The following is a 20,950-nucleotide window of genomic DNA, read 5'->3' as shown; positions in this document are numbered from 1 at the left end:
ACAAAAGGAACGATCATGGAAATTCGACCAGTCGGTAGCAACAACCCATCGGGACAGCGTGTTTCGGATACAGGCAATTTCACGGCCGACGTGCCATCCATTGCGGCCCGTGAAGCGGCTTCGCCGGTACAGACCGTCAATGCGGTGCAGCAACCGGGCAAAGTGCCGGACATGAATCAGGTGCACGACGCGGTAAAGCAGATCAACGATGCACTGAAGAGCGGCCTGGAATTCTCGGTCGATTCGGACGCGCATCGCACAATCGTGAAAGTCGTCGATCAGCAGACGAAGGAAGTGATCCGGCAAATGCCGACAGAGGAAGCCTTGGAAGTCGCCAAGGCGCTGGATCGCCTGCAAGGTTTGCTTGTTAAACAAAAGGCATGACTTTTTAAAAAAGGCGGGTAAATCACCGTCTAAAGTTCGGATTGGCCCCGCCGTTATTAAGATACATTGAACATGTTTTCTTAGGAGAGGCAAGATGGCTGGTATTTCATCCCCCGGCATCGGTTCCAATTTGGATATCAACAGCATCATCACGAAGTTGATGCAAGCCGAAGCCAGCGCGCCATCCCTTGCGCTCACGCGCAAGGAAGCGAGCTATCAGGCAAAACTCTCCGCATTCGGCAATCTCTCCAGCGCACTCGGCGCATTCCAGACTGCCTTGAGCAGCCTGAACACCCAATCCACCTTCCAGTCGGTGAATGCAACGCCGTCCGATGCGTCGATCTTTACCGCAACGGCGACGGCAAAGGCAACCGCCGGCAGCTACAACGTCAACATCACGCAACTGGCGCAAGCACAGACGATCGCATCCGCCGGACAGGCAAGCACCACGGCGACCATCGGCGGCGGCTCTACCACGACGCTGACATTCCAGTTCGGCACCGTCACCGGCGGCAAGCTGCAAAATGGACAATATGTCAACGATCCGACTGCCACGCCGCCGGATCCGGCATTCACCCAGGACCCGAACAAGACCAGCGGCACGGTCACGATCGACAGCACGAACAATTCACTGCAAGGCATTCGCGACGCGATCAACAAGGCCAACCTGGGTGTGACCGCGACCATCGTTTCCGACGGCAGCGCGACACCGCATCATCTCGTGATCAAGTCGAACGAAACCGGCGCGACGTCGAACATGAAAATCTCCGTGGCTGGTTCGGAGACGGCGCTGTCGGACCTGCTGGCCTACGATCCCGCCGGCACGCAGAACATGACGCAGAGTGCCGCGGGACAAAGCGCGGTACTCACCGTCAACGGCATTGCCGTGACCAGCCAGAGCAACATCATCAACGGCGCAATCGAAGGTGTGACCTTGACGGCTGCCAAGGTCGGCTCCTCAAGCCTCTCCATCGCGCGCAACACCTCGGCGGTGCAGTCGAGCGTGACTGCGTTCGTCAAGGCGTACAACGACGTCAACTCGACGATCAAGAAACTGACCGCCTACAACGAAGATAGGACGCTGTCCGGTCCGTTGATCGGCGATTCGTCGGTGCGCAACATTGAGGCACAATTGCGCAAGATGATGTCCTCCCCGCTCACCGGATCGAGCGGCAGCCTGACAACGCTGTCCCAGGCCGGCATTTCGATCGACCAGAAAGGTGTGATGTCGCTCGACGCGACAAAGCTGTCCACCGCGATGAGCAAGAACATGGACGACGTCACGGCGTTGTTCTCCTCCATCGGCAAGACCACGGACAGCCTGGTCAGCTATGTCAGCTCTACTTCCGCCACATCGCCAGGCACCAACGAGGTTGTCGTCAGCCAGTTGGCAACCCAGGGCAAGTTGATCGGTTCGCTCGTGATCGGCGGTTCTACCGCGATCAACGCCGGCAACAAGGACATGACAGTCACGGTAAACGGCGTCACATCCTCGGTGTCGCTGGTCGAAGGCACTTACACGCCGGCACAACTTGCAGCACAGCTGCAGTCGGCCATCAACGGCATCTCGGCATTCTCGTCCAAGGGTATTGCAGTCAGTGCAACGATCGACGCCAGCGGCAAGCTCAGTCTGACGTCGAACACCTTTGGCTCCACTTCAAAGGTCAGTCTGAGCGGCAATGCCGCCAGCGTGCTGGTAGGCGCATCGCCTGCCGCGACCGATGGCGTGGATGTCGCCGGCACCATCGGTGGCATTGCTGCGGGCGGGTCGGGCCAGTTCCTGACCGGGGCGGCGGGTTCCACGGCGGCCGGATTGAAACTGCAGATCACCGGTGGCGCCACCGGATCGCGCGGCACGGTGAATTTTTCGCAAGGTTATGCCTTCCACCTCACCAACCTGCTCGACGAATTCGTCAACAGTAAAGACGGCATGATTTCCGGGCGCACGAAGAGTCTTCAGGACGGCATCACCAACGTCAGCAAGGAACGGGAAAAACTCGATGCCCGGCTGACCGAGATCGAGGCACGATATCGCAAGCAGTTCACCGCGCTGGATGTGATGATCAGCAAGTTGAACTCCACCAGTTCATACCTGACACAGCAACTGGAACAGATCAGCAATCTTTCCCAGTCCTGAACAGGGCCCGGAACATAGCAAAGGAAACGCCAATGTTTGGATCCGCGCGCAGCGGCGCAAACGCTTACGCCAAGGTCGGCATCGAAACCGGAGTGGTTGCCGCCAGTCCGCACAAGCTGATCGTCATGCTGTTCGATGGCGCACTCGCGGCGCTGGCTTCGGCCCTGCAGCACATGAAGGCCGGAAACGCCATCACCGCCAAGGGGCAAGCCATTTCCAAGGCGATCACGATCATCGACAGCGGTTTGCGCGCCAGCCTCGACAAGAATGTTGGCGGCGAAATCGCCCAGAATCTCGATGCCCTGTACGAGTACATGAGCGGCCGCCTGCTGATGGCCAACCTGCACAATGACACGACAATCATCGAAGAAGTCCAACGCCTGCTGAATGAGCTGAAAGGGGCATGGGAGGCGATCGACCCCGCAGCTGGCGCGTTGCCGCCCGAAACCCTGACCGAGATGCCGATGCCGACACAGGCATACGATCCGCTCGCGCCAAGCATGCCCCGTTTAGTGAAGGCGTGACGAATCATGAATAGCGAAGAAGTCATCACCCTGTATGAAACGGTTGCCGTGATCACCGACCAGATGGTCACCGCCGCGCGCGAAGGCAACTGGGAAAGACTCGCCGAACTGGAGACGCGCTGCGCCAGTCACGTGGCAACACTCAAGGAAGGCGAAGCGACAGCACCGCTACCCCCGGTCAGCCGCGAACGCAAGGCCCGGATCATCCAGAAAATACTTGCCGACGACCGCGAAATACGCAGTCTCACGGAGCCGTGGATGAACGAGTTGTCGGCGCTGATCAACAACACCGGCACCCAGCGCAAGCTGTCCCGGACCTACGGCAAGAACCAGTAGGAGTGACCGATGCTCACTCGGGCCGACAACAATGCAATCAGGCCCGTTGCCGCGACTGAAGCAACGCAGCGCATCGCGTCGATTGCCGATGCGCGGCAAGAATCGTTCGACCGCTTCAGCCAGCTTTCGCTCGGCAAGTTCTTCAAGGCGGAAGTGTTATCGCACCTGACGGATGGCTCGTTCACGGTAAAGATTGCCGATGTCGCCGTACGGATGAATCTGCCGGCAGGTACGCAGGTCGGCGACAAGCTGGATCTCACACTCGTCGCCAATCAGCCGCGACCGACCTTTTTGATGAATGCGCCGGCCGCCGAATCCGACGCGAAGTTCAGCAACACCGGACGCCTGATCGATAACTTGCTGCGGACCGCGCAGGAACAAGGCGCACCAACCACCCTGGTCGGCAAAGCCGCCCTTGTTCCCTCGGCTGCGGCCAGCGCCACGCAGGTTGCCACGGCGCTCAAGGATACGCTGGCATTCAGCGGTCTGTTTTACGAATCACACGTAAGTCAATGGGCCAGCGGTTCGCGTTCTCTTACCGATCTGATGCGAGAACCGCAGGCCAAAGGCAGCAATCCGCAGCTTGTCGCCGCCGCGCTGCAAACCGCTGCAGCCGCCACGGCCCCGGCGCAAGTGGATGCAGCCGACGCAATTGCACATCATGCCCTCATCGCAGCGCACAACCCGGCCATCCCGCAGGATGCCGATGGCACACTGTTGCAGACACATGTCATGCATGCCGCCAATCCGTCCGAAACGCCTGCATCAACGCATGGCGCATTGAACGCGCACGAAGCCGATGCACCGGCCCAGAACGGCCATGCCCCGAACGCCGTTGCGACGGCAGCGGCTGCCTCGACGGGAGCCCTGGTCGATGACGCGCATGCGGACATCCCGCCGGCATCGGCCGCACTGGCAAATGCGGATTCGCCGGACGCCCCGCCACCTCCAACTGCAGCCGGCACCGACGCCTCGGCTGCGCTCCTTCCCGACACGCGGCGGGAAACGGCGATCAATGAATCGGCACGGATGGTCAGCCTTCAGCTCGACACGCTGGAGCATCAGCGCGTGATGTGGCGCGGCGAAGTGTGGCCCGGCCAGCCGATGGAATGGGAAGTAACCGAGGATGCGCCGGACAGCCAGTCTGCCGGCGCTGCACAAAGCACATGGCAAAGCGTGCTGCGCGTCGAATTGCCGGTGCTCGGCACCGTGTCGGCCACGATCCGCCTGACCGGCGAACGGGTGCAAGTACAGGTTCGGGCCGCCAGCGAGGCCACGGCGGCACTGCTGCGCGCGCATGGCGACGACCTCGTATCGGCACTGGATGCCGCAGGCTCGCCGCTGGATTTACTGACGGTAAAGCAAGATGAAGCGGCCTGACGCTCCACGCCGACTCCGGCATCGCAGAACGCGGCAATCGCGACCATGAACTCCCTGCCCTCATCGAAAAACGCGATCGCCCTCGCCTACCAGAGCGGCGATGCCGCGCCGAAGGTCGTCGCCAAGGGTCGCGGCATGATCGCCGATGAGATCATCGCGCGCGCGAAAGAGCACGGGGTTTTCGTGCATGAATCGAAGGAACTGGTCGCGCTGCTGATGCAGGTTGAGCTGGATGACCGCATCCCGCCGGCGCTGTACCGCGCGGTGGCCGAATTATTGGCGTGGATACACCACATTGAGGCTGGAGGGCCGGCAAACGACAAGGTATCATAGGGCCATTGGCGGGTACCGCATATCCTGTTTTTCCTGAAGACTCCAATGACTTTGAATGCCGACGACGACACACTTGACCTGAACCGCTACCAGGTTACTTCCCGCAGGGAAATCGTCAACCTGCTGCGCCACGTCGGGCGGCGCAATCAGTTCGTTCGGATGGAGGCAAACAAGGGTGCCGATTCAGCAGTGACCGCCATCCTGGAGGTGGACGACGCGGAAGGGATCGTCATCATCGACTGCGCATCCAGTGCGGCAACCAACCAGCGCCTGCTGGAAAGCGCGAATGTCCGCTTCGAAACCATGCTGGAAAACATCCGCATCCAATTTTCCGCCTCGCAGATCGCGGAGTGCGAACATGACGGACGACCGGCCTTGTGCATCGCCATTCCGCAAAGCGTGATCCGCTTGCAAAGACGCGAGCATTACCGCGTTATGACGCCGGTTACCACGCCGGTGCGATGCACCATCGCGATTCCCGACGATAGCGGAAACAATCCCGCCTCGGTGATGCTGCCGCTCTACAATGTCAGCGGCGGCGGGATTTCCCTGGTCGACGAGAAAAAACAGGTACCGGTCGCAATCGGCACCATTTACGAGAATGCGCGGCTTGAGTTGCCCGGCGGGGAGGTCACTGTCGCAATGCAATTGATGAATTCACGCGAGATTGCCCTGAGCAACGGCAAGCAGATCCAGCGTCTGGGCTTCATGTTCATCGAGCCGACCAATGCTGCCGTCGCGGCGATTCAGCGCTACATCACGAAACTGGAGCGCGAGCAGAACGCCCGCGCGACGGGAATGGGCTGATCAACAGATCAACAGCTGACGATCGCAACCCCGAAGAGAGTAAAAAACGAAGTGCAGCTGCAAGCCTGACATGCAGTCACACCTGCATGTTCATGATGTCCTGATACGCCGACACCAGCTTGTTGCGCACCTGTACCGTGGCCTGAAATGCGATGCTTGCCTTTTGCGATGCAATCATCACCTCCGACAGATTCACGCTGTCGTCGCCGAGTGCAAAACGCTCGCCGATCACCTTTGACTTGTGCTGCGCGCCGTTGACCTGGTCGAGCATGGTTTTCAGAGCGACGGAGAAATCCGCCTTCTCGACCGTTTTCTCGGTTTGAACCGGATTGACGCCGCCCTTCGCATTGGCTGCGGCAGCCTTCAAGTGAGCCAGCATCGACTCTATGCGGCTCGTATCGATTCCTGATTTCATGCAGTTCTCCTTGCTCTCCGGGATCATCCCCGGATGACACCGCAGGCGCCATTTCGCCTTTCTACAACGACACCTTATCACCGGCAGTTCGATTGGACGGGCTGATAAGCAGTCGAAAGTACGCTCTTTTCCTCCGATTGAATTCCCGCATGGGTCCGACAATGCATACTGAGGCAACAAGTAACAACAAGTAACATTTTTCCCCGAACGGACCGCAAGTGATCAACACAATCATGCAGAACAGTCGCATATCCGGAGACGCATCGTGACGGCAGCCGTGGAAGAGCAACCAAGCCCGCCCGCGACCGGTCTGATGCGTTTCGCGCCGCAGACGCCGGGCGGCCGCAACGCGCTCCTGATGGGAGCCGTCGCCGCAATCGCCGCGCTGATCGCCGGCGTCTGGATGTGGGGTCAGAAGCCCGAATACCGCGTCCTGTTTTCCAACTTCTCCGATCGCGACGGCGGCGCGATCGTCGCCGCGCTGCAACAGATGAACGTGCCGTACAAGTACGCCGAAGGCGGCGGCGCGATCCTCGTCCCGGATGACAAGGTACACGACGTGCGCCTGAAGCTCGCGTCGCAAGGCTTGCCCAAGGGCGGAAGCGTCGGCTTCGAGCTGATGGAAAACCAGAAACTGGGCGTCTCGCAGTTTCACGAACAAGTGAACTTCCAGCGCGCACTGGAAGGCGAACTGGCGCGTTCGATCCAGTCGGTCGCAGCGGTGCAAACCGCCCGCGTGCATCTCGCCCTGCCCAAATCCTCCGTCTTCGTGCGCGATCAGCAGAAGCCGACCGTTTCGGTGCTGCTGAATCTGCATCCCGGCCGCATGCTGGACGCGCAACAGGTCAGCGCAATCGTCCACCTCGTCGCCAGCAGCGTGCCCGATCTGCCGATCAAGAATGTGACCGTGGTCGATCAAAGCGGCAACCTGCTGTCGGAGAACGGCAAGACGCCGGCCTCGAACGGCCTCGATCCGACCCAGCTCAAGTATGTGCAGGAGCTGCAGCAAAGCATCGTCCGCCGCGTCGAATCGATCATCACACCGATCGTCGGCCAGAACAACGTGCGCGCCGAGGCGACCGCCGACGTCGACTTCTCCACCAGCGAGCAGGCGGCGGAAATGTACAAGCCGAACCAGACGCCGAACTCGGCCACGGTCCGCAGCCAGCACAACAGCGAAGCGCAGAATGGCGGCAACAACAACGCCGGCGTCCCGGGCGCGCTCACCAACCAACCGCCCGCTCCCTCTACCGCTCCGGTTGTCAATCCGCAAGGCGCGGCCGGCACGGCCATGAATCCGCCCGGCACGGGAGCCGCCGGCAGCTCGCAGCGCGACTCCACCGTTAACTACGAAGTCGACAAGACGATCCGCTACGTGCAGCAGCCGATGGGCGGCATCAAGCGCCTGACAGTCGCGGTCGTGGTCAACTACAAGCGCGTCACCGGCAAGGACGGCAAGGTCACCACTCGCCCCCTGACCGACGCGGAAAAGACCGAGATCACCGATCTGGTCAAGGAAGCGATGGGTTTCAACAAGGACCGCGGCGACAGCCTGAACGTGGTCAACAGCCCGTTTGCCGGCATGGAAAAGGAAGAACTGCCGGAAGTGCCTCTCTGGAAGCAGCCGGAAATGCACAGCCTCGCGAAGGAAGTCGGCCGCTATCTGCTGCTGGCGCTGGTGGTGCTGCTCCTCTACTTCAAGGTTCTCAAGCCGCTCATCTACAAGGATGAGAAAAAGGATGAGGAAAAGGATCCCGAACTGCTCGAAGCGCCGGAGCTTGACGAAAACGGCAACCCGATCGTCAAGGAACTGGGTGAAGGCGAGGATGCATTGCTGCTGGAAGACGATGACGATGACGATCCTACCAAGCCGCAGATGATGACCTATGCGAAGCGTCTGGAAGCAGCCAAGAAACTGGCCAAGGAGAATCCGAAAGTGGTGGCCAACGTGATCAAGGAATGGATAGCCGAATGAGCGATCTCGGAATTCACAAGGCAGCGGTCCTGATGCTCGCGCTGGGCGAGGATGAAGCGGTCGAAGTGATGAAGTTTCTCGGCCCGCGCGAGGTGCAGAAGCTGGGCTCGGCGATGTCGGCGATGAAGGCGGTGACGGCGGACGAGCTGGACAGCGTGCTGCATGAGTTCCGTCTGCGCACCAAGACCAACACGTCGTTCGGGATCGACTCCGACGACTATATCCGCAACGTGCTGACCAAGGCGCTGGGCGACGACAAGGCGACGTCGCTGCTCAACCGCATCCTCGGTGCACGCGAAGCGCGCGGCATCGAAAGCCTGAAGTGGATGGATGCGCAGTCGGTGTCGGAACTCATCCGCAACGAGCACCCGCAGATCATCGCCACGATCCTGGTTCACCTCGAGCGCTACCACGCCTGCGAGGTGCTCGATCATTTCACCGAGCGACTGCGCAACGATGTCGTGCTGCGCATCGCCACGCTCGACGGCGTGCAGCCGGCGGCCCTGCGCGAGCTGAACGACGTCTTGACCAAGCTGTTGACCGGCAACGAGAACCTGAAGAAGAAGCCGATGGGCGGCATCCGCACGGCCGCCGAAATCCTCAATTTCTTCAGCGGCGAGAACGAGTCATCGGCGATGGACACGCTCAAGGGCCACGATCCCGAAATGGCGCAGGCGATCATGGACGAGATGTTCGTGTTCGAAAACATCCTCGATATCGACGATCGCGGCGTCCAGAGCATTCTGCGCGAGGTGCAATCCGAATCGCTCATCATTGCGCTCAAGGGCGCCAGCGAAGCCTTGCGCGCGAAGGTCTTCAAGAACATGTCGCAGCGCGCCGCCGAAATGATGAAGGAAGACCTCGAATCGAAAGGACCGGTACGCCTGTCCGAAGTCGAGGAGAAACAGAAGGAAATCCTGCAGATCGTCCGCCGCATGGCGGACGAGGGCCAGGTAGCGATCGGTCCAAAGGGCGAGGACGTCTATGTCTAATGTCATTCCGAAAGAACAACTGTCGGCGTACCAGCGCTGGGAGCTGGCATCGTTCGACGAACCGCCTCCGCCGACGCCGGAGGAAGTGACCGCCCGGCTGGAACAGGGAAACCGCGCAACCCGCCTCGCCGCCTATGCCACCGGACTCGAAGAAGGACGCGCTGCAGGCATCGAGCAGGGCCGTGCCGAGGGCTTCGAGCAAGGTCGCGCCGCGGGCATCGAGCAGGGACATGCCGAAGGATTGGCGCAAGGCCGTGCCCAGGCCGAGGCAGAACGGCAGCAGCTGCAAGAAGTCGCCGCGACTTTCGGCAACGAGATCGCGCACGCCAGCGAACGAATCGCGCACGACGTGCTCGATCTGGCGCTGGACCTTGCCAAGGCGATGCTGAAGAACGCATTGAACGTGCGCCCCGAACTGGTCATCCCGATCGTCGGCGACGCCATCCGCTACCTGCCGTCGGTGCAGCAGCCCGCACTGCTGTTCCTGCATCCGGACGATGCAAGACTGGTCAGGGAACTGATGGGCGACGAGTTGGAGAAAGCCGCGTGGCGCATCGTTGACGACGCGCACATGGCGCGCGGCGGCTGCCGTGTCGAAACGTCCAGCAACCAGATCGATGCGACCATGACAACCCGTTGGCAGCGTATCGCCGCCGCACTCGGCAAGGAATCGGACTGGCTCGCGCCATGAATTCGTCGACGCCGCACAGCAGCCGCTGGCAAACCTATCTGCACGATTGCAGCGCCCTGCTCGCAATTGCCGAGCCGATGCAGGTGTCTGGGCGTATCACGCGCGTGACCGGACTCGTCATGGAGGCCGTCGGCCTGAAGCTTGCGGTCGGCAGCGGCTGCACCATCCCGCTGTCAAATGGCGCAAAGATCGAAGCGGAAGTCGTCGGATTCAACGACGACAGGCTCTTTTTGATGCCCCAAGGCGATGTCGAGGGCGTCCTGCCCGGCACGCGGGTGTTCCCGATGGAAATTGCGCAAACCCTGCCCCGCCCGGGCGCGGTCAGTCATCCGCGCCGCCGCCCGAGCGACCGCGCCCGCCACTTGCCGGTCGGCGACGAACTGCTGGGACGCGTGCTCGATGCCGCCGGGCGTCCGCTCGACAATCTCGGCCCGCTGCATGTAGCGCATTCCGCTCCGCTGAACGTGCGCGCAGCCAACCCGTTGTCGCGCGCGCCGATCGTGGACATCCTCGACGTCGGGGTGCGCGCCATCAACAGCATGCTGACGGTCGGGCGCGGCCAGCGCATGGGCTTGTTCGCCGGCTCCGGCGTCGGCAAGAGCGTGCTGCTCGGCATGATGGCGCGCTACACCAGCGCCGACGTCATCGTGGTCGGGCTGATCGGCGAACGGGGCCGCGAAGTCAAGGAATTCATCGAACAGATTCTCGGCCCCGAAGGACTGGCCCGCTCGGTCGTGGTCGCAGCTCCCGCCGACACCTCGCCGCTGATGCGCCTGCAGGGCACGGCGTACGCCACCGCGATCGCCGAGCACTTCCGCGACGAGGGCAAGAACGTGCTGTTGATCATGGATTCGCTGACACGCTACGCGATGGCGCAACGCGAAATCGCCTTGGCGATCGGCGAGCCGCCGGCGACCAAGGGCTACCCGCCTTCGGTCTTCGCCAAGCTGCCTGCATTGGTCGAGCGCGCCGGCAACGGCAAGGAAGGCGGTGGTTCGATCACCGCGTTTTACACCGTGCTGACCGAAGGCGACGACCAGCAGGATCCGATCGCGGATGCCGCGCGCGCGATTCTCGACGGCCATATCGTGCTGAACCGCCAACTGGCGGAAGCGGGACATTACCCCGCAATCGACATCGAGCAATCGATCAGCCGCGCCATGCACAGCATCACCACAGCGGAACACCAGAAACTGTCGCGTCACCTGAAGAAGCTCACTGCCAGCTATCAGCGCAGCCGCGACCTGATCAGCGTCGGCGCGTACAGCGCCGGATCCGATCCGGTATTGGACGAAGCAATTGCCAAATACACAAAGATCGAGTCGTTCCTGCAACAAGATATCTCCGAACAAGCGGGTTTGACCGAGAGCTTGGGGCAACTTTCCTCGCTATTCGAGTGATTGACCTGGCGAGCGCGACACTAGAATCGTCACCATGGCCACCTCCTCTGCCCTCGATACGCTGATTGAATTGGCGACGCAAGCGACCGACGAAGCCGCAAAGCGGCTCGGGCGGGCAGTCCGCGCCACCGAAGATGCGGAGCAGAAGCTGGCGATGCTCATGCAGTATCGTGAAGACTACGTATTGCGCTTTCAGGTCAAGCTGTCGGCGGGTGTCAGCGCCTCCGGCTATCGCAACTTTCAACAGTTCCTGGACAAGCTCGATGAAGCGATCAAGGGGCAGCAGCGCGTGGTGCAGGACGCAACTCGCCGCGTGGGCAACGAGCGCACGGCATGGCAAGGCTGCGAGCGCAAGCGCATGTCCTACGACATCCTCGCCGAGCGCACGCTCAAGGTGCAACAGTTGAAGGAATCCCGGCGGGATCAGAAGCAGACGGACGAGTTCGCCGCCCGGCAATTGCTCTATAAACGCTAACCGTAAAAGCGGCACACATCATGAAAACAGCAGCAATCTCGAACCCGGCCAACGTCAATTCCGCCACCGCTTCCAGTGCGAAGCAATCCGGCGATGCGTCCGGCCTGCCGTTCAGCGAGCTCCTGTCGCGTGAAGTCGCCGATCGCGGCGCGGTCAACGAAGCAGCCATGCCGGCCACCCGCGAAAGCCGCCCCGCCGCGGCCACGCCGCAATCTGCCCGGCCCGCAGCAAAGTCGGACAAAGCCGATTCCGCCGACACGGACACCGCCGCCGTCGCCGAATCCGGCGCTACCGCAGCAAGCGAGGACGCCGCTGTGGCAGCACAAGGCAAGACCAAGCCTGCCACCGACGACGCAGAGGAAACCGAGGAGGCCGCATTGGCAGCCGCATCCGAGGAACTGCTCGCCCTGGTTGCCAACCTGAATCAGCCACGCGCCGCTGCGGCCGAGACAAGCACGCAAACACCGGCATCCGACGATGCCGCTGCGGCTGCGACTGCGGCTGCCGCTGCCGCTGCGGCTGCAGCAACGACCGTCATTCAGGCCGCCGATGAGATGCCCGTTTCCGCCGACGCGCAGGCTGCACAGGCTGCCGTGGCCGCGCAGGGAGCGGTGATCGATACCGCACCGGCCGATGCCAAACAGCTTGCCGCCGCCCTTGCCAATGCGCCGCGCGCGCTCGGCACGAAATCAGCCAAAACGAATCCAGCCGCCGTGACGGAGCTGAAATCCTCCGGCAAGCAACAGCGACCGGATGCCTCGGCAAGAGCTGCGGCACAGACGCAAGCGGGATTCGACGCAGCACTTGCGCAAGGCAAGGAGGCCAAGGCCGCGCCGGAAATGAACGCAGGACAGACGCAAGCGGGCCTTGTGGAAATGACGCCGTCGGCTCAGACGTCACAGGCAGCACAGAACGCACCGGAATTTCACATCCCCAGGACGACGACACCGGACCTGCAAGCCGTGGCTGCAGCCGTCAATGGCACCGCGCAATCCCTCGTCGCACAATCCCCCGCAGCGCTCGATCAGGTGCAAGCCGCGAGCGGCCAACTGCCGGAAACCCTCGCGCCGCGCGTCGGCACACCAGGCTGGGATCAGGCCTTGGGGCAAAAGGTCGTCTGGATGGTTGCAGGCGCACAGCAAAGCGCATCGCTGACGCTCAATCCGCCCGACCTCGGCCCCTTGCAAGTCGTGCTGAACGTCTCCAACAACCAGGCCACCGCCAGCTTCACCGCCGCGCAGCCGGAAGTACGGCAAGCGCTTGAATCAGCCATGCCGAAGCTGCGCGAAATGCTGGGCGACGCCGGCATCCAGCTCGGCCAGGCCAGCGTCAGCGCAGGCATGCCGGACCACCAGCAGCAGGCATTCGGTTCGCAGCAGCAGCCGTCGTCGCGTCATTCCGCGCAAACGAACGACGACACCGACACACCGGCACGTGTCGTCCGCGGCCAGACCATCAAGGGCGGACAAGGGCTGGTCGATACGTTCGCCTGACCGCACTCGTCTTCCATTTTTCTGTTGCACGTTCGGCCTTTCCCTCTGGTCCGACGCCTTTTCCCCTATCCGTAATATTGCCTTTCGGTAATAATTGAATACGCGCCGACTACGCGCACGAACGCTCCGCATCGAGACAACGCATGCGGCGTGCAGCGCGGCCTCAGGATGCGCGGATATGCACTGTCTTATCCCTTCTTTTCGGCGCATCCCGAGCGAGGCTTTTTTTTCATAATGGCTGGAAGCTCATGCAATACAGCCGTATACGAGAACAACCCGAGGACAATCATGGCAACCGCACCCAAAGCAGCAAACAAAAATCTGAAAGCGGTTCCTGCGGCGGATGCGTCTGCTGCCCAACCGGCGAACTCCATGAAAATGATCCTGATCGTAGTGGGCGCAATCCTGCTGACGCTCGCTGCTGCCGGCGGCGCGTGGTTCTTCCTCGGCGCGAACCAGAACAATGCACCCGGATCGCCCTCCACTGCGCCGCGCGCGGTGGACAACAAGCCGCCGGTGTTCATGACGATGGAAACGTTCACCGTCAACCTGCAGACGGAAGACATGGCGCAATTCCTGCAGATCGGCATGACCATGCAGGTGGCGGACCAGGCGACCGCCGACCTGATCAAACTGAACATGCCGCAGGTGCGCAATCGCCTGCTGCTCCTGCTGTCCAGCAAGAAGGCTTCGGAGATTCTCACCATTGACGGCAAGAAAAAACTCGCCGCCGACATCATCGAGCAAGCGAAGCAGCCTTTCTCGCCGCAGGGAGCGAAGCCGGAAGTCACCGACGTGTTCTTCACCTCGTTCGTCGTTCAGTAACAGCCATGGCAGAGAATTTTCTCTCACAGGAAGAAGTCGATGCCCTCTTGAAGGGCGTGACCGGCGACCAGGACGATCTGCAGGTCCAGGAAGATCCGTCCGGCATTCGCCCGTACAACCTTGCGACGCAAGAGCGCATCGTGCGCGGCCGGATGCCGACGCTCGAAATCATCAACGAGCGTTTTGCGCGCCTGTTCCGCATCAGCCTGTTCAATTTCCTGCATCGCACCGCCGAAGTATCGATCGGCCCGGTGCGCGTGTCCAAGTACAGCGAATTCATCCGCAACCTGGTGGTGCCGACCAACCTGAACCTGGTCCACATGAAGCCCTTGCGCGGCACATCGCTGATGGTATTCGACCCGAACCTCGTGTTCCTGCTGGTCGACAACATGTTCGGTGGCGACGGCCGGTTCCACACCCGGGTCGAGGGCCGCGACTTCACGCTGACCGAGCAGCGCATCATCCAGCGCATTCTGAATATCGTGTTCGAAACCTACGCCAAGTCGTGGGAGCCGGCCTACCCGATCCAGTTCGAATACATCCGTTCGGAAATGAACACGCAGTTCGCCAACATCGCGACGCCAAACGAAGTCGTGGTGACAACCACCTTCACCATCGAACTCGGCCAGGTCAGCGGCGAAATGCACTTCTGCATCCCCTACTCGACCATCGAGCCGATCCGCGACATCCTGACCAGCAGCCTGCAGGGCGAAACGCTGGAGATGGACAAGCGCTGGATCCGCCTGCTCAAGCAGCAGATCAAGACCGCCGAAGTCGAGCTCGTCGCCAACCTCGGCTATGCCAAATTGAAGTTCGAGGACATCCTGGCGATGAAGGCTGGCGACGTGATACCGATCACCGTGCCGAACCCGGTATCGGCAACGGTGGATGGTGTGCCGGTCCTCGAATGCTCCTACGGACAGATGAACGGGCAATACGCATTGCGCATCGAACAGTTGATCTACAGCGTCAACGACTCGCTGCGTGGATACGAATCACTGCGCAAGCTGCGGGAAGCCGGATCGCTGGACGACCCCAACTCACCGCAGGAAAACCAAACACAGCCAGGAGAAGACGATGAGTGACGACTTGGACCCGCAAACCGCGGCAGAAGACGATTGGGGCGCCGCCCTCGCCGAACAGGCCAAGACTGAAAGTGCTGCAGCACCCGAGAAGCAGCCGGCCGCCGCCGCACCGTTTCAGGATTTTTCATCTTCCAGTGTCAAGAGCGGCACCCACAACGATATCGAGTTCATTCTCGATATCCCCGTGCAGCTGACCGTCGAACTCGGACGCACGAAGATCGCGATCAAGAGCCTGCTGCAACTGGCGCAAGGCTCGGTGGTCGAACTCGACGGCCTGGCGGGCGAACCGATGGACGTGCTGGTCAACGGCTGCCTGATCGCGCAGGGCGAGGTGGTGGTGGTCAACGACAAGTTCGGTATTCGCCTGACCGACATCATCAGCCCGTCGGAACGGATCAGGAAGCTCAACCGATGATGCGCGTCTTGCCCTCCCTTTCGTCTGCTTTGCGATTCACGCTGGTGCCGCTGTTGCTGTCTGCCGCAGTTGCCGCGCGCGCCGAGACGGCGTCTCCCGCCACCGCCAGCGGCCTGTTTCAAGTCTTGCTGGGTCTGGTCGTCGTGCTGGGTCTGATGGCAGCCGCAGCCTGGACGGTGCGCCGCCTCGGCCTCATGAAGAACATGCCCGCCAGCACGGTCAAGGTCGTCGGCGGCGTCAATGTCGGCAATCGCGAACGCATCCTGGTGGTCGAGGTCGCGGACCAATGGATCGTGGTCGGCGTGGCCCCGGGCCGCGTCAATGCACTTTCCACCATGCCCCGCCGCGAAGTCGCCGCCATGCCGACGACGGCCGACGCCGGCCCGCAGAATTTTTCAGCCTGGCTGAAGCAAACGATTGAAAAGCGCAATGGGCGGTAAGGATTCGATGTTGCAGTCAGCGGTTCCAGCGATGACCAGGAAATTGCAGACAGGATTGAGGGCCGCATTGCCGCTCGCGCTGTTGAGCCTGCCGATGCTGGCTGCCGCGCAAACTGCCGGTTTGCCGGCCATCACCAGCACGCCCGCCGCAGGCGGCGGCCAGACCTACTCCCTCAGCCTGCAGACGCTGCTGCTGCTGACCAGCCTGTCCTTCCTGCCGGCGGCGCTGATGATGATGACCAGCTTCACCCGCATCATCATCGTGCTGTCCCTGTTGCGCCAGGCACTTGGCACGCAAACCGCCCCGCCGAATCAGGTAATGGTCGGGCTGGCGCTGTTCCTGACCCTGTTCGTGATGGGACCGGTGCTCGACAAGATTTACGTCGAGGCCTATCAGCCGCTATCCGAAAACAAGATCACCATGCAGCAGGCGCTCGAAAAAGGCGTTGTGCCGCTGAAGACATTCATGATGAAACAGACGCGCGAGGCCGACCTTGCGCTGTACGTGAAGATGTCGAACGGCCCCGCCCTGCAAACCCCCGATGACGTGCCGCTGCGCGTGTTGATCCCCGCCTTCGTCACCAGCGAGCTGAAAACCGCGTTCCAGATCAGCTTCGCGATCTTCATCCCGTTCCTGATCATCGACATGGTGGTCGCCAGCGTGCTGATGTCGATGGGGATGATGATGATGTCGCCCGCAATCGTCTCGCTGCCGTTCAAGCTGATGCTGTTTGTGCTGGTCGATGGCTGGCAGTTGCTGATCGGCTCTCTCGCCCAAAGCTTCTACTAAGGACAGACCGATGACTCCTGAAAGCGTCATGACGCTCGGCCGCCACGCGATGGAAGTCACCTTGATGGTGTCCGCACCGATGCTGCTCGTCGCGCTGGGCATCGGCCTGATCGTCAGCATCTTTCAGGCGGCGACCCAGATCAACGAAACCACGCTGTCGTTCATTCCCAAACTGATCGGCGTGTTCGTCGCACTCGTGATCGCCGGCCCGTGGATGCTGACCACCATGCTGGACTACATGCGCGATATCTTCACCAACATTCCCAGCCTGGTCGGTTAGGACGCCGATTGCGCCGCAACTTGCCCGCATCCATGGACGCGGCGCGAACCGGCCAGGCCGACATCGCATTGCGACCGACATGATCACCCTGACATGATCACCATTACCAGCGCCGAACTCTACACCTGGGTCGCATCCTTTCTTTGGCCGCTCACCCGCATCCTGGGTTTGATCTCGGTCGCGCCGCTGTTCGGCAACGTCAGTGTGCCGGCTCGGCTCAAGCTCGGCCTCGGTGTCATGCTGGCGATCGTCATCGCGCCGACCGTCCCCACCCTCCCCGCCATGGATCCGATGTCCCTGCCAGGGCTGCTCATCCTCCTGCAACAGCTGGTGATCGGCCTTGCGATGGGGTTCGCGATGCGCATCGTGTTCGCCAGCATCGAACTGGCGGGGGAAGTCAGCAGCATGACGATGGGCCTGGGGTTTGCGGTCTTCTACGATCCGCAATCGCGCGGACGCTCATCGGCGATCAGCCAGTTCCTGGCGCTGCTGACCATGATGGTGTATCTCGCAACGAACATGCATCTGGTGCTGCTGTCGACGCTGGCGCACAGCTTCACATCCTTGCCGATCTCGGCGGCGACGCTGTCGGGCGAGGGATTCCGGCATCTGGCTGGCTGGGGGGCAAAGATTTTCAGCGCTGGCATTCAGCTGTCGCTGCCCATCGTCGCGGCATTGCTGATCACCAATATCGCGCTCGGCATTCTCACGCGTGCCGCGCCTGCACTCAACCTGTTCGGCATCGGATTTCCGATCACCATCGGTGTCGGCTTCCTGATGCTGGCGCTGTCGCTGCCGTATCTCGCCACCCCGATGACGCGACTGCTTCAGGACGGCATCGATGCAATCCAGCAGATCACTGCGGCGATGGTGCCGAAGCCGCGCTAGTGTCCTGAGTTTGAAATTCGTTGCAAATAAAAGTGATGAAATCGCGACGAGACAAGGAAAAAAGCGCAGCAAGGCCGAGGCCTTGCGAGCATTTTTGACGCGGTATCGGTGCGATTCTCGTCATCTTTTATGCAGCGAATTTCGAATTCAGGACACCAGTGTCCTGAGTCATTATTGAGTCGGGTTCTGGTTATAAACGGCAATGCAATCACGGATGACACGTTCGAGTTCGAGCGTGCTGAACATGCCCCTGCACATCATTGTCTAATTCGAATTTCCGGGACTGGTCTTTATCCGCATCGATAGCGCGGATACGATGCTGCACAAGGGTCCGCGGTCGATGAATTGAAGCGGAGCCGGATACGCCTGCAATTCAATGTTGACAATCGCTGTGGAGCGGCCATGAAACCACGCTTGTACATCGTGTTGTTCATCTTCATGAGTCTGGCGGGCTGCGCCGTGGAACGGCCGTTCGAAACCGACCCGGCGCCACCCGAATTGCGCGCCGTGATCCGCCAGGACGGCCCGGTGAGCGTCGCGGCGGCGGCTCTCGGCGCACAGGAAAGCACGGATGCGCTTGGCGTATCGCTGCACGATGTCGGTATCCAGCCGATCTGGCTGCGCATCCGGAACGACGATACGGCCTCCTACTGGCTGTTTCCAATCGCCATCGACCACGACTACTTCATTCCCTCCGAAGTGCTGCGACGCGTCGCTGGCCGGCATCCCCCGCAAGAACTGGTCACGCGCGTCGAAAACAACGCATTGCCCGTACTCATCCCGCCGAAGAGCGTGACCTCCGGCATGATCTTCGTGCGCGCCGAAGAGGGACTCAAGGCTGTCACGGTGCAGCTCATGACGCCGGGGCATCGCCGCGATTTCCCGTTCGTGTTGCTTGTCCCCGGTTTGCACAGGCCGCCTATCCCTTCGCAAGAGCGGATTTATCCGGGCCAGACCTTGCCGGATCTGGATGACGCCGGCTTGATCGATTACGTGGCCACATTGCCGTGCTGCACCATCGGCCCCGAGGGACAGGAGGCCGACCCGATCAATTTCGTTCTCGTCGGTTCGCTTGAACTGGTCAGGCATGCGCTCGCCTCGCGCGGCTGGACCTTGGCGGAAGTCGTGTCCGGCTCGGCATCACTGAAGATGGCGTTCGCCTTCCTGTCCGGCAGCCGCCTGCCGTATGGCGCCGTGTCCGACCTGCGCTTCCTCGGGCGCACGCAAGACATCGCCTATCAAAAGAGCCGCGAGCTCGTCGCGGAGCGCAACCATCTCCGGCTGTGGCTGACACCCGTGACGTGGCGCGGGCAGGCGGTCTGGGCCGCACAGATCAGTCGCGACGTCGGAGTGAAACTGTCGGGCCGCTTGTGGCCGCCCACCACGCACGAAATCGATCCTGCGCTCGACGAGGCCCGGTTTTACCTGCTGCAAGATCTCATGACCTCGCAACTGGCGCAGCGGCTCTCCTATACCAAAGGCGTCGGCGCCGCCGCGCGGACGGCCCCGCGCCGCAACGCGGAGAACGACCCGTATTACACGGACGGGCTGCGGGCGATCGTGATGTTGAAAGAGAAGCGATCCGATACCTCCACCATCGAACTGTTCGGGGAGCACTATCCGGTGTCGGCGCAGCAGCTTCGGAACGAATAGTCCTGGCACTGCCTTCGCCGCTTGGCGCTCGGCTGCGAGCGGTTGACTGACACCCTGGCGCGTCGCCGGTTGATGGCGCAGCTGTGCCCGTAGTGGGCTGAAAACGGGTGGAAACAGCCGACTGCCCGCAAGGGCAATGAGAAACGGGCCGAACACGCCAATTCACGGATCTGCATCGGTCAAATCGATCCGAATCCGAGATTCGGCGGCTTGTTCAGCGCAGCCTTAACGCCGTGAGTAGTCGACCCGGTTGCTGCTGCCCCCTACCTGTACCGTCCTGATAGACCAATATCAAAAACGAAAGCCGTTTCGGTTAAGAGCCTATCCCGGTAGGCCGTCGGCAAGGGAAATTGCGAGGTAAATGGTGGTCCAAGCGCATGTTGGCGAAGGAGGTTCGACATGGGCATGGTCAAGCAGGACGACGGCTGGCGTTTGCCAGACAGACTCTGGGCGCAAATGGAGCCGCTTTTACCGCCACGCAAGCCACATCCGCTGGGCTGCCATAACCCGCGTGTCTGCGACCGGGCAGCCATGGATGCGATCTTGTTCGTGTTGCGTACCGGTTGCCAGTGGAATGCATTGAACGGTACCGGCATTTGTTCCAGCAGTTCGGCGCATCGGCGCTTTCAGGAATGGGTTGATGCCGGCGTGTTCGAGGAGTTCTGGATGCATGGGCTGTTGTCGGCAGCGGCGTTGCGGGAAATCGACTGGTCCTGGCTGTCACTCGACGGCGCGATGACCAAGGCTCCTCTGGGTGGGGAAAAAAATCGGCCCCAATCCAACGGATCGCGGCAAAGGCGGCGTCAAGCGCAGCCTGCTGACGGACGCACACGGCATTCCCCTGGCCATCGTCATTGATGGTGCGAACCGCCATGACATGAAGCTGGCGCGACCGACACTGGAGTCGCTGGAAGTGGGGCGACCGTCATTGCTTGCGGTGTGGCCACAAGGACTGTGCCTGGACAAGGGCTATGACTATCCGCAGATCCAGCAGTTGGCGCTTGAATTGGGCTACCGGGCGCACATCCGGTCACGCGGGGAGGAAGCGCAGCAGCGGCAGACGGGAACGAGAGCCCGCCGCTGGGTGGTGGAGCGTACGCATAGCTGGCTGAACCGGTTTCGTGGCTTGCTGATTCGTTGGGCCAAGAAGGCGAAGAACCATCTCGCGTTCCTTCATCTCGCCTGCGGCATTATCACCTGGCGAAGCATAGGCCTACTGGGATAGGCTCTAA

At 61.4% G+C, this 20,950-nt stretch carries 24 protein-coding genes; 22 read left to right on the top strand and 2 right to left on the bottom strand.

Features of this window, described 5'->3' with window-relative positions; translation table 11 throughout:
- Positions 1-15 precede the first annotated feature (15 nt).
- From D3870_RS08005 to D3870_RS07975, 7 genes are all read left to right on the top strand, one after another.
- Entirely contained in the window at positions 16-384 is a 369-nt protein-coding gene (locus D3870_RS08005; RefSeq protein ID WP_119738115.1) for a flagellar protein FlaG, read from the top strand.
- Positions 385-478: 94 nt separating this feature from the next.
- Entirely contained in the window at positions 479-2,521 is a 2,043-nt protein-coding gene (fliD, locus tag D3870_RS08000) for a flagellar filament capping protein FliD (protein ID WP_119738113.1), read from the top strand.
- 32 nt (positions 2,522-2,553) lie between these two features.
- A complete protein-coding gene (gene fliS, locus D3870_RS07995) occupies positions 2,554-3,045 on the top strand; it encodes a flagellar export chaperone FliS (protein WP_119738111.1) in 492 nt (163 codons plus the stop codon).
- A gap of 6 nt (positions 3,046-3,051) precedes the next feature.
- Complete coding sequence (locus D3870_RS07990; protein WP_119738109.1) at positions 3,052-3,381, top strand: flagellar protein FliT; 330 nt, start codon at positions 3,052-3,054, stop codon at positions 3,379-3,381.
- A 9-nt stretch (positions 3,382-3,390) separates the two neighbouring features.
- Positions 3,391-4,761, top strand: a complete 1,371-nt coding sequence (gene fliK, locus D3870_RS07985) for a flagellar hook-length control protein FliK (protein ID WP_119738107.1) — start codon at positions 3,391-3,393, stop codon at positions 4,759-4,761.
- Positions 4,762-4,806: 45 nt separating this feature from the next.
- Positions 4,807-5,094 (top strand): EscU/YscU/HrcU family type III secretion system export apparatus switch protein, encoded by a 288-nt coding sequence (locus tag D3870_RS07980; protein ID WP_119738105.1) that lies wholly within the window; start codon positions 4,807-4,809, stop codon positions 5,092-5,094.
- 45 nt (positions 5,095-5,139) lie between these two features.
- Complete coding sequence (locus D3870_RS07975; RefSeq protein WP_119738103.1) at positions 5,140-5,901, top strand: flagellar brake protein; 762 nt, start codon at positions 5,140-5,142, stop codon at positions 5,899-5,901.
- A gap of 76 nt (positions 5,902-5,977) precedes the next feature.
- On the opposite strand, the gene fliE is transcribed toward D3870_RS07975, so the two are convergent.
- Positions 5,978-6,316 carry a flagellar hook-basal body complex protein FliE gene (gene fliE, locus D3870_RS07970; RefSeq protein WP_119741831.1) on the bottom strand — a complete coding sequence of 113 codons (339 nt, stop codon included), beginning with the start codon at positions 6,314-6,316 and terminating at the stop codon, positions 5,978-5,980.
- A gap of 313 nt (positions 6,317-6,629) precedes the next feature.
- Here fliE and fliF point away from each other — a divergent pair, with 313 nt between their 5' ends.
- The 6 genes from fliF to D3870_RS23225 all read left to right on the top strand — a co-directional run bounded on the left by fliF (position 6,630) and on the right by D3870_RS23225 (position 13,342).
- A complete protein-coding gene (gene fliF / locus D3870_RS07965; protein WP_119741829.1) occupies positions 6,630-8,291 on the top strand; it encodes a flagellar basal-body MS-ring/collar protein FliF in 1,662 nt (553 codons plus the stop codon).
- Entirely contained in the window at positions 8,288-9,283 is a 996-nt protein-coding gene (fliG, locus tag D3870_RS07960) for a flagellar motor switch protein FliG (protein ID WP_119738102.1), read from the top strand. The genes fliF and fliG overlap by 4 nt, the downstream gene beginning before the upstream one ends.
- A complete protein-coding gene (gene fliH / locus D3870_RS07955; protein ID WP_119738100.1) occupies positions 9,276-9,974 on the top strand; it encodes a flagellar assembly protein FliH in 699 nt (232 codons plus the stop codon). Before fliG ends, fliH begins: the two co-directional genes overlap by 8 nt.
- Positions 9,971-11,374, top strand: a complete 1,404-nt coding sequence (gene fliI, locus D3870_RS07950; RefSeq protein ID WP_119738098.1) for a flagellar protein export ATPase FliI — start codon at positions 9,971-9,973, stop codon at positions 11,372-11,374. Before fliH ends, fliI begins: the two co-directional genes overlap by 4 nt.
- A 34-nt stretch (positions 11,375-11,408) precedes the next feature.
- The gene (gene fliJ, locus D3870_RS07945) at positions 11,409-11,849 is read left to right on the top strand and encodes a flagellar export protein FliJ (RefSeq protein WP_119738096.1); all 441 of its coding nucleotides are present in this window, start codon (positions 11,409-11,411) and stop codon (positions 11,847-11,849) included.
- A gap of 554 nt (positions 11,850-12,403) precedes the next feature.
- Positions 12,404-13,342 (top strand): flagellar hook-length control protein FliK, encoded by a 939-nt coding sequence (locus D3870_RS23225; protein WP_422879643.1) that lies wholly within the window; start codon positions 12,404-12,406, stop codon positions 13,340-13,342.
- 188 nt (positions 13,343-13,530) lie between these two features.
- On the opposite strand, the gene D3870_RS22530 is transcribed toward D3870_RS23225, so the two are convergent.
- On the bottom strand, positions 13,531-13,716 hold the full coding sequence (locus D3870_RS22530) for a hypothetical protein (RefSeq protein WP_199710473.1): 186 nt from the start codon (positions 13,714-13,716) through the stop codon (positions 13,531-13,533).
- On the opposite strand from D3870_RS22530, the gene fliL reads away from it, so the two are divergent.
- The 9 genes from fliL (at position 13,715) to D3870_RS07895 (ending at position 20,943) form a co-directional block, all read left to right on the top strand.
- The gene (gene fliL, locus D3870_RS07935; protein WP_242489795.1) at positions 13,715-14,167 is read left to right on the top strand and encodes a flagellar basal body-associated protein FliL; all 453 of its coding nucleotides are present in this window, start codon (positions 13,715-13,717) and stop codon (positions 14,165-14,167) included. The two genes, D3870_RS22530 and fliL, sit on opposite strands and share 2 nt — an antisense overlap.
- Positions 14,168-14,172: 5 nt before the next feature.
- Positions 14,173-15,252, top strand: a complete 1,080-nt coding sequence (fliM, locus tag D3870_RS07930; protein ID WP_119738092.1) for a flagellar motor switch protein FliM — start codon at positions 14,173-14,175, stop codon at positions 15,250-15,252.
- Positions 15,245-15,667 carry a flagellar motor switch protein FliN gene (gene fliN / locus D3870_RS07925; protein ID WP_119738090.1) on the top strand — a complete coding sequence of 141 codons (423 nt, stop codon included), beginning with the start codon at positions 15,245-15,247 and terminating at the stop codon, positions 15,665-15,667. The genes fliM and fliN overlap by 8 nt, the downstream gene beginning before the upstream one ends.
- Complete coding sequence (gene fliO, locus D3870_RS07920) at positions 15,664-16,107, top strand: flagellar biosynthetic protein FliO (protein ID WP_119738089.1); 444 nt, start codon at positions 15,664-15,666, stop codon at positions 16,105-16,107. The genes fliN and fliO overlap by 4 nt, the downstream gene beginning before the upstream one ends.
- A gap of 31 nt (positions 16,108-16,138) precedes the next feature.
- Entirely contained in the window at positions 16,139-16,897 is a 759-nt protein-coding gene (fliP, locus tag D3870_RS07915) for a flagellar type III secretion system pore protein FliP (RefSeq protein WP_277986343.1), read from the top strand.
- 10 nt (positions 16,898-16,907) lie between these two features.
- Positions 16,908-17,177 carry a flagellar biosynthesis protein FliQ gene (gene fliQ, locus D3870_RS07910; RefSeq protein WP_119738087.1) on the top strand — a complete coding sequence of 90 codons (270 nt, stop codon included), beginning with the start codon at positions 16,908-16,910 and terminating at the stop codon, positions 17,175-17,177.
- Positions 17,178-17,270: 93 nt separating this feature from the next.
- Positions 17,271-18,065 carry a flagellar biosynthetic protein FliR gene (gene fliR, locus D3870_RS07905; protein WP_119738085.1) on the top strand — a complete coding sequence of 265 codons (795 nt, stop codon included), beginning with the start codon at positions 17,271-17,273 and terminating at the stop codon, positions 18,063-18,065.
- A gap of 402 nt (positions 18,066-18,467) precedes the next feature.
- On the top strand, positions 18,468-19,718 hold the full coding sequence (locus tag D3870_RS07900) for an LssY C-terminal domain-containing protein (protein WP_119738083.1): 1,251 nt from the start codon (positions 18,468-18,470) through the stop codon (positions 19,716-19,718).
- Positions 19,719-20,117: 399 nt separating this feature from the next.
- Positions 20,118-20,943, top strand: a protein-coding gene (locus D3870_RS07895; RefSeq protein WP_199710509.1) for an IS5 family transposase whose coding sequence is annotated in 2 segments (ribosomal slippage) — positions 20,118-20,486 and positions 20,488-20,943 — 825 coding nt in all. Because the reading frame shifts where the segments join, the coding sequence is not laid out codon by codon here.
- Positions 20,944-20,950: the final 7 nt, after the last annotated feature.

This window comes from Noviherbaspirillum cavernae (assembly GCF_003590875.1).
In the GTDB taxonomy this organism is placed as follows: domain Bacteria; phylum Pseudomonadota; class Gammaproteobacteria; order Burkholderiales; family Burkholderiaceae_D; genus Noviherbaspirillum; species Noviherbaspirillum cavernae.
This window is presented reverse-complemented; position numbering and strand designations above follow the sequence as displayed.

Excerpts from the sequence above, each read along its gene's own strand:
- fliD (WP_119738113.1), top strand. The coding sequence starts at position 479 with ATGGCTGGTATTTCATCCCCCGGCATCGGTTCCAATTTGGATATCAAC.
- fliP (WP_277986343.1), top strand. The coding sequence starts at position 16,139 with ATGACCAGGAAATTGCAGACAGGATTGAGGGCCGCATTGCCGCTCGCG.
- fliH (WP_119738100.1), top strand. The coding sequence starts at position 9,276 with ATGTCTAATGTCATTCCGAAAGAACAACTGTCGGCGTACCAGCGCTGG.
- fliI (WP_119738098.1), top strand. The coding sequence starts at position 9,971 with ATGAATTCGTCGACGCCGCACAGCAGCCGCTGGCAAACCTATCTGCAC.
- fliG (WP_119738102.1), top strand. The coding sequence starts at position 8,288 with ATGAGCGATCTCGGAATTCACAAGGCAGCGGTCCTGATGCTCGCGCTG.
- fliQ (WP_119738087.1), top strand. The coding sequence starts at position 16,908 with ATGACTCCTGAAAGCGTCATGACGCTCGGCCGCCACGCGATGGAAGTC.
- fliJ (WP_119738096.1), top strand. The coding sequence starts at position 11,409 with ATGGCCACCTCCTCTGCCCTCGATACGCTGATTGAATTGGCGACGCAA.
- D3870_RS07900 (WP_119738083.1), top strand. The coding sequence starts at position 18,468 with ATGAAACCACGCTTGTACATCGTGTTGTTCATCTTCATGAGTCTGGCG.
- D3870_RS07980 (WP_119738105.1), top strand. The coding sequence starts at position 4,807 with ATGAACTCCCTGCCCTCATCGAAAAACGCGATCGCCCTCGCCTACCAG.
- fliL (WP_242489795.1), top strand. The coding sequence starts at position 13,715 with ATGAAAATGATCCTGATCGTAGTGGGCGCAATCCTGCTGACGCTCGCT.
- fliS (WP_119738111.1), top strand. The coding sequence starts at position 2,554 with ATGTTTGGATCCGCGCGCAGCGGCGCAAACGCTTACGCCAAGGTCGGC.
- fliN (WP_119738090.1), top strand. The coding sequence starts at position 15,245 with ATGAGTGACGACTTGGACCCGCAAACCGCGGCAGAAGACGATTGGGGC.
- D3870_RS23225 (WP_422879643.1), top strand. The coding sequence starts at position 12,404 with ATGCCCGTTTCCGCCGACGCGCAGGCTGCACAGGCTGCCGTGGCCGCG.
- fliE (WP_119741831.1), bottom strand. The coding sequence starts at position 6,316 with ATGAAATCAGGAATCGATACGAGCCGCATAGAGTCGATGCTGGCTCAC.
- fliK (WP_119738107.1), top strand. The coding sequence starts at position 3,391 with ATGCTCACTCGGGCCGACAACAATGCAATCAGGCCCGTTGCCGCGACT.
- fliF (WP_119741829.1), top strand. The coding sequence starts at position 6,630 with ATGCGTTTCGCGCCGCAGACGCCGGGCGGCCGCAACGCGCTCCTGATG.
- fliM (WP_119738092.1), top strand. The coding sequence starts at position 14,173 with ATGGCAGAGAATTTTCTCTCACAGGAAGAAGTCGATGCCCTCTTGAAG.
- D3870_RS22530 (WP_199710473.1), bottom strand. The coding sequence starts at position 13,716 with ATGGAGTTCGCCGGTTGGGCAGCAGACGCATCCGCCGCAGGAACCGCT.
- D3870_RS08005 (WP_119738115.1), top strand. The coding sequence starts at position 16 with ATGGAAATTCGACCAGTCGGTAGCAACAACCCATCGGGACAGCGTGTT.
- D3870_RS07990 (WP_119738109.1), top strand. The coding sequence starts at position 3,052 with ATGAATAGCGAAGAAGTCATCACCCTGTATGAAACGGTTGCCGTGATC.
- fliR (WP_119738085.1), top strand. The coding sequence starts at position 17,271 with ATGATCACCATTACCAGCGCCGAACTCTACACCTGGGTCGCATCCTTT.
- fliO (WP_119738089.1), top strand. The coding sequence starts at position 15,664 with ATGATGCGCGTCTTGCCCTCCCTTTCGTCTGCTTTGCGATTCACGCTG.
- D3870_RS07975 (WP_119738103.1), top strand. The coding sequence starts at position 5,140 with ATGACTTTGAATGCCGACGACGACACACTTGACCTGAACCGCTACCAG.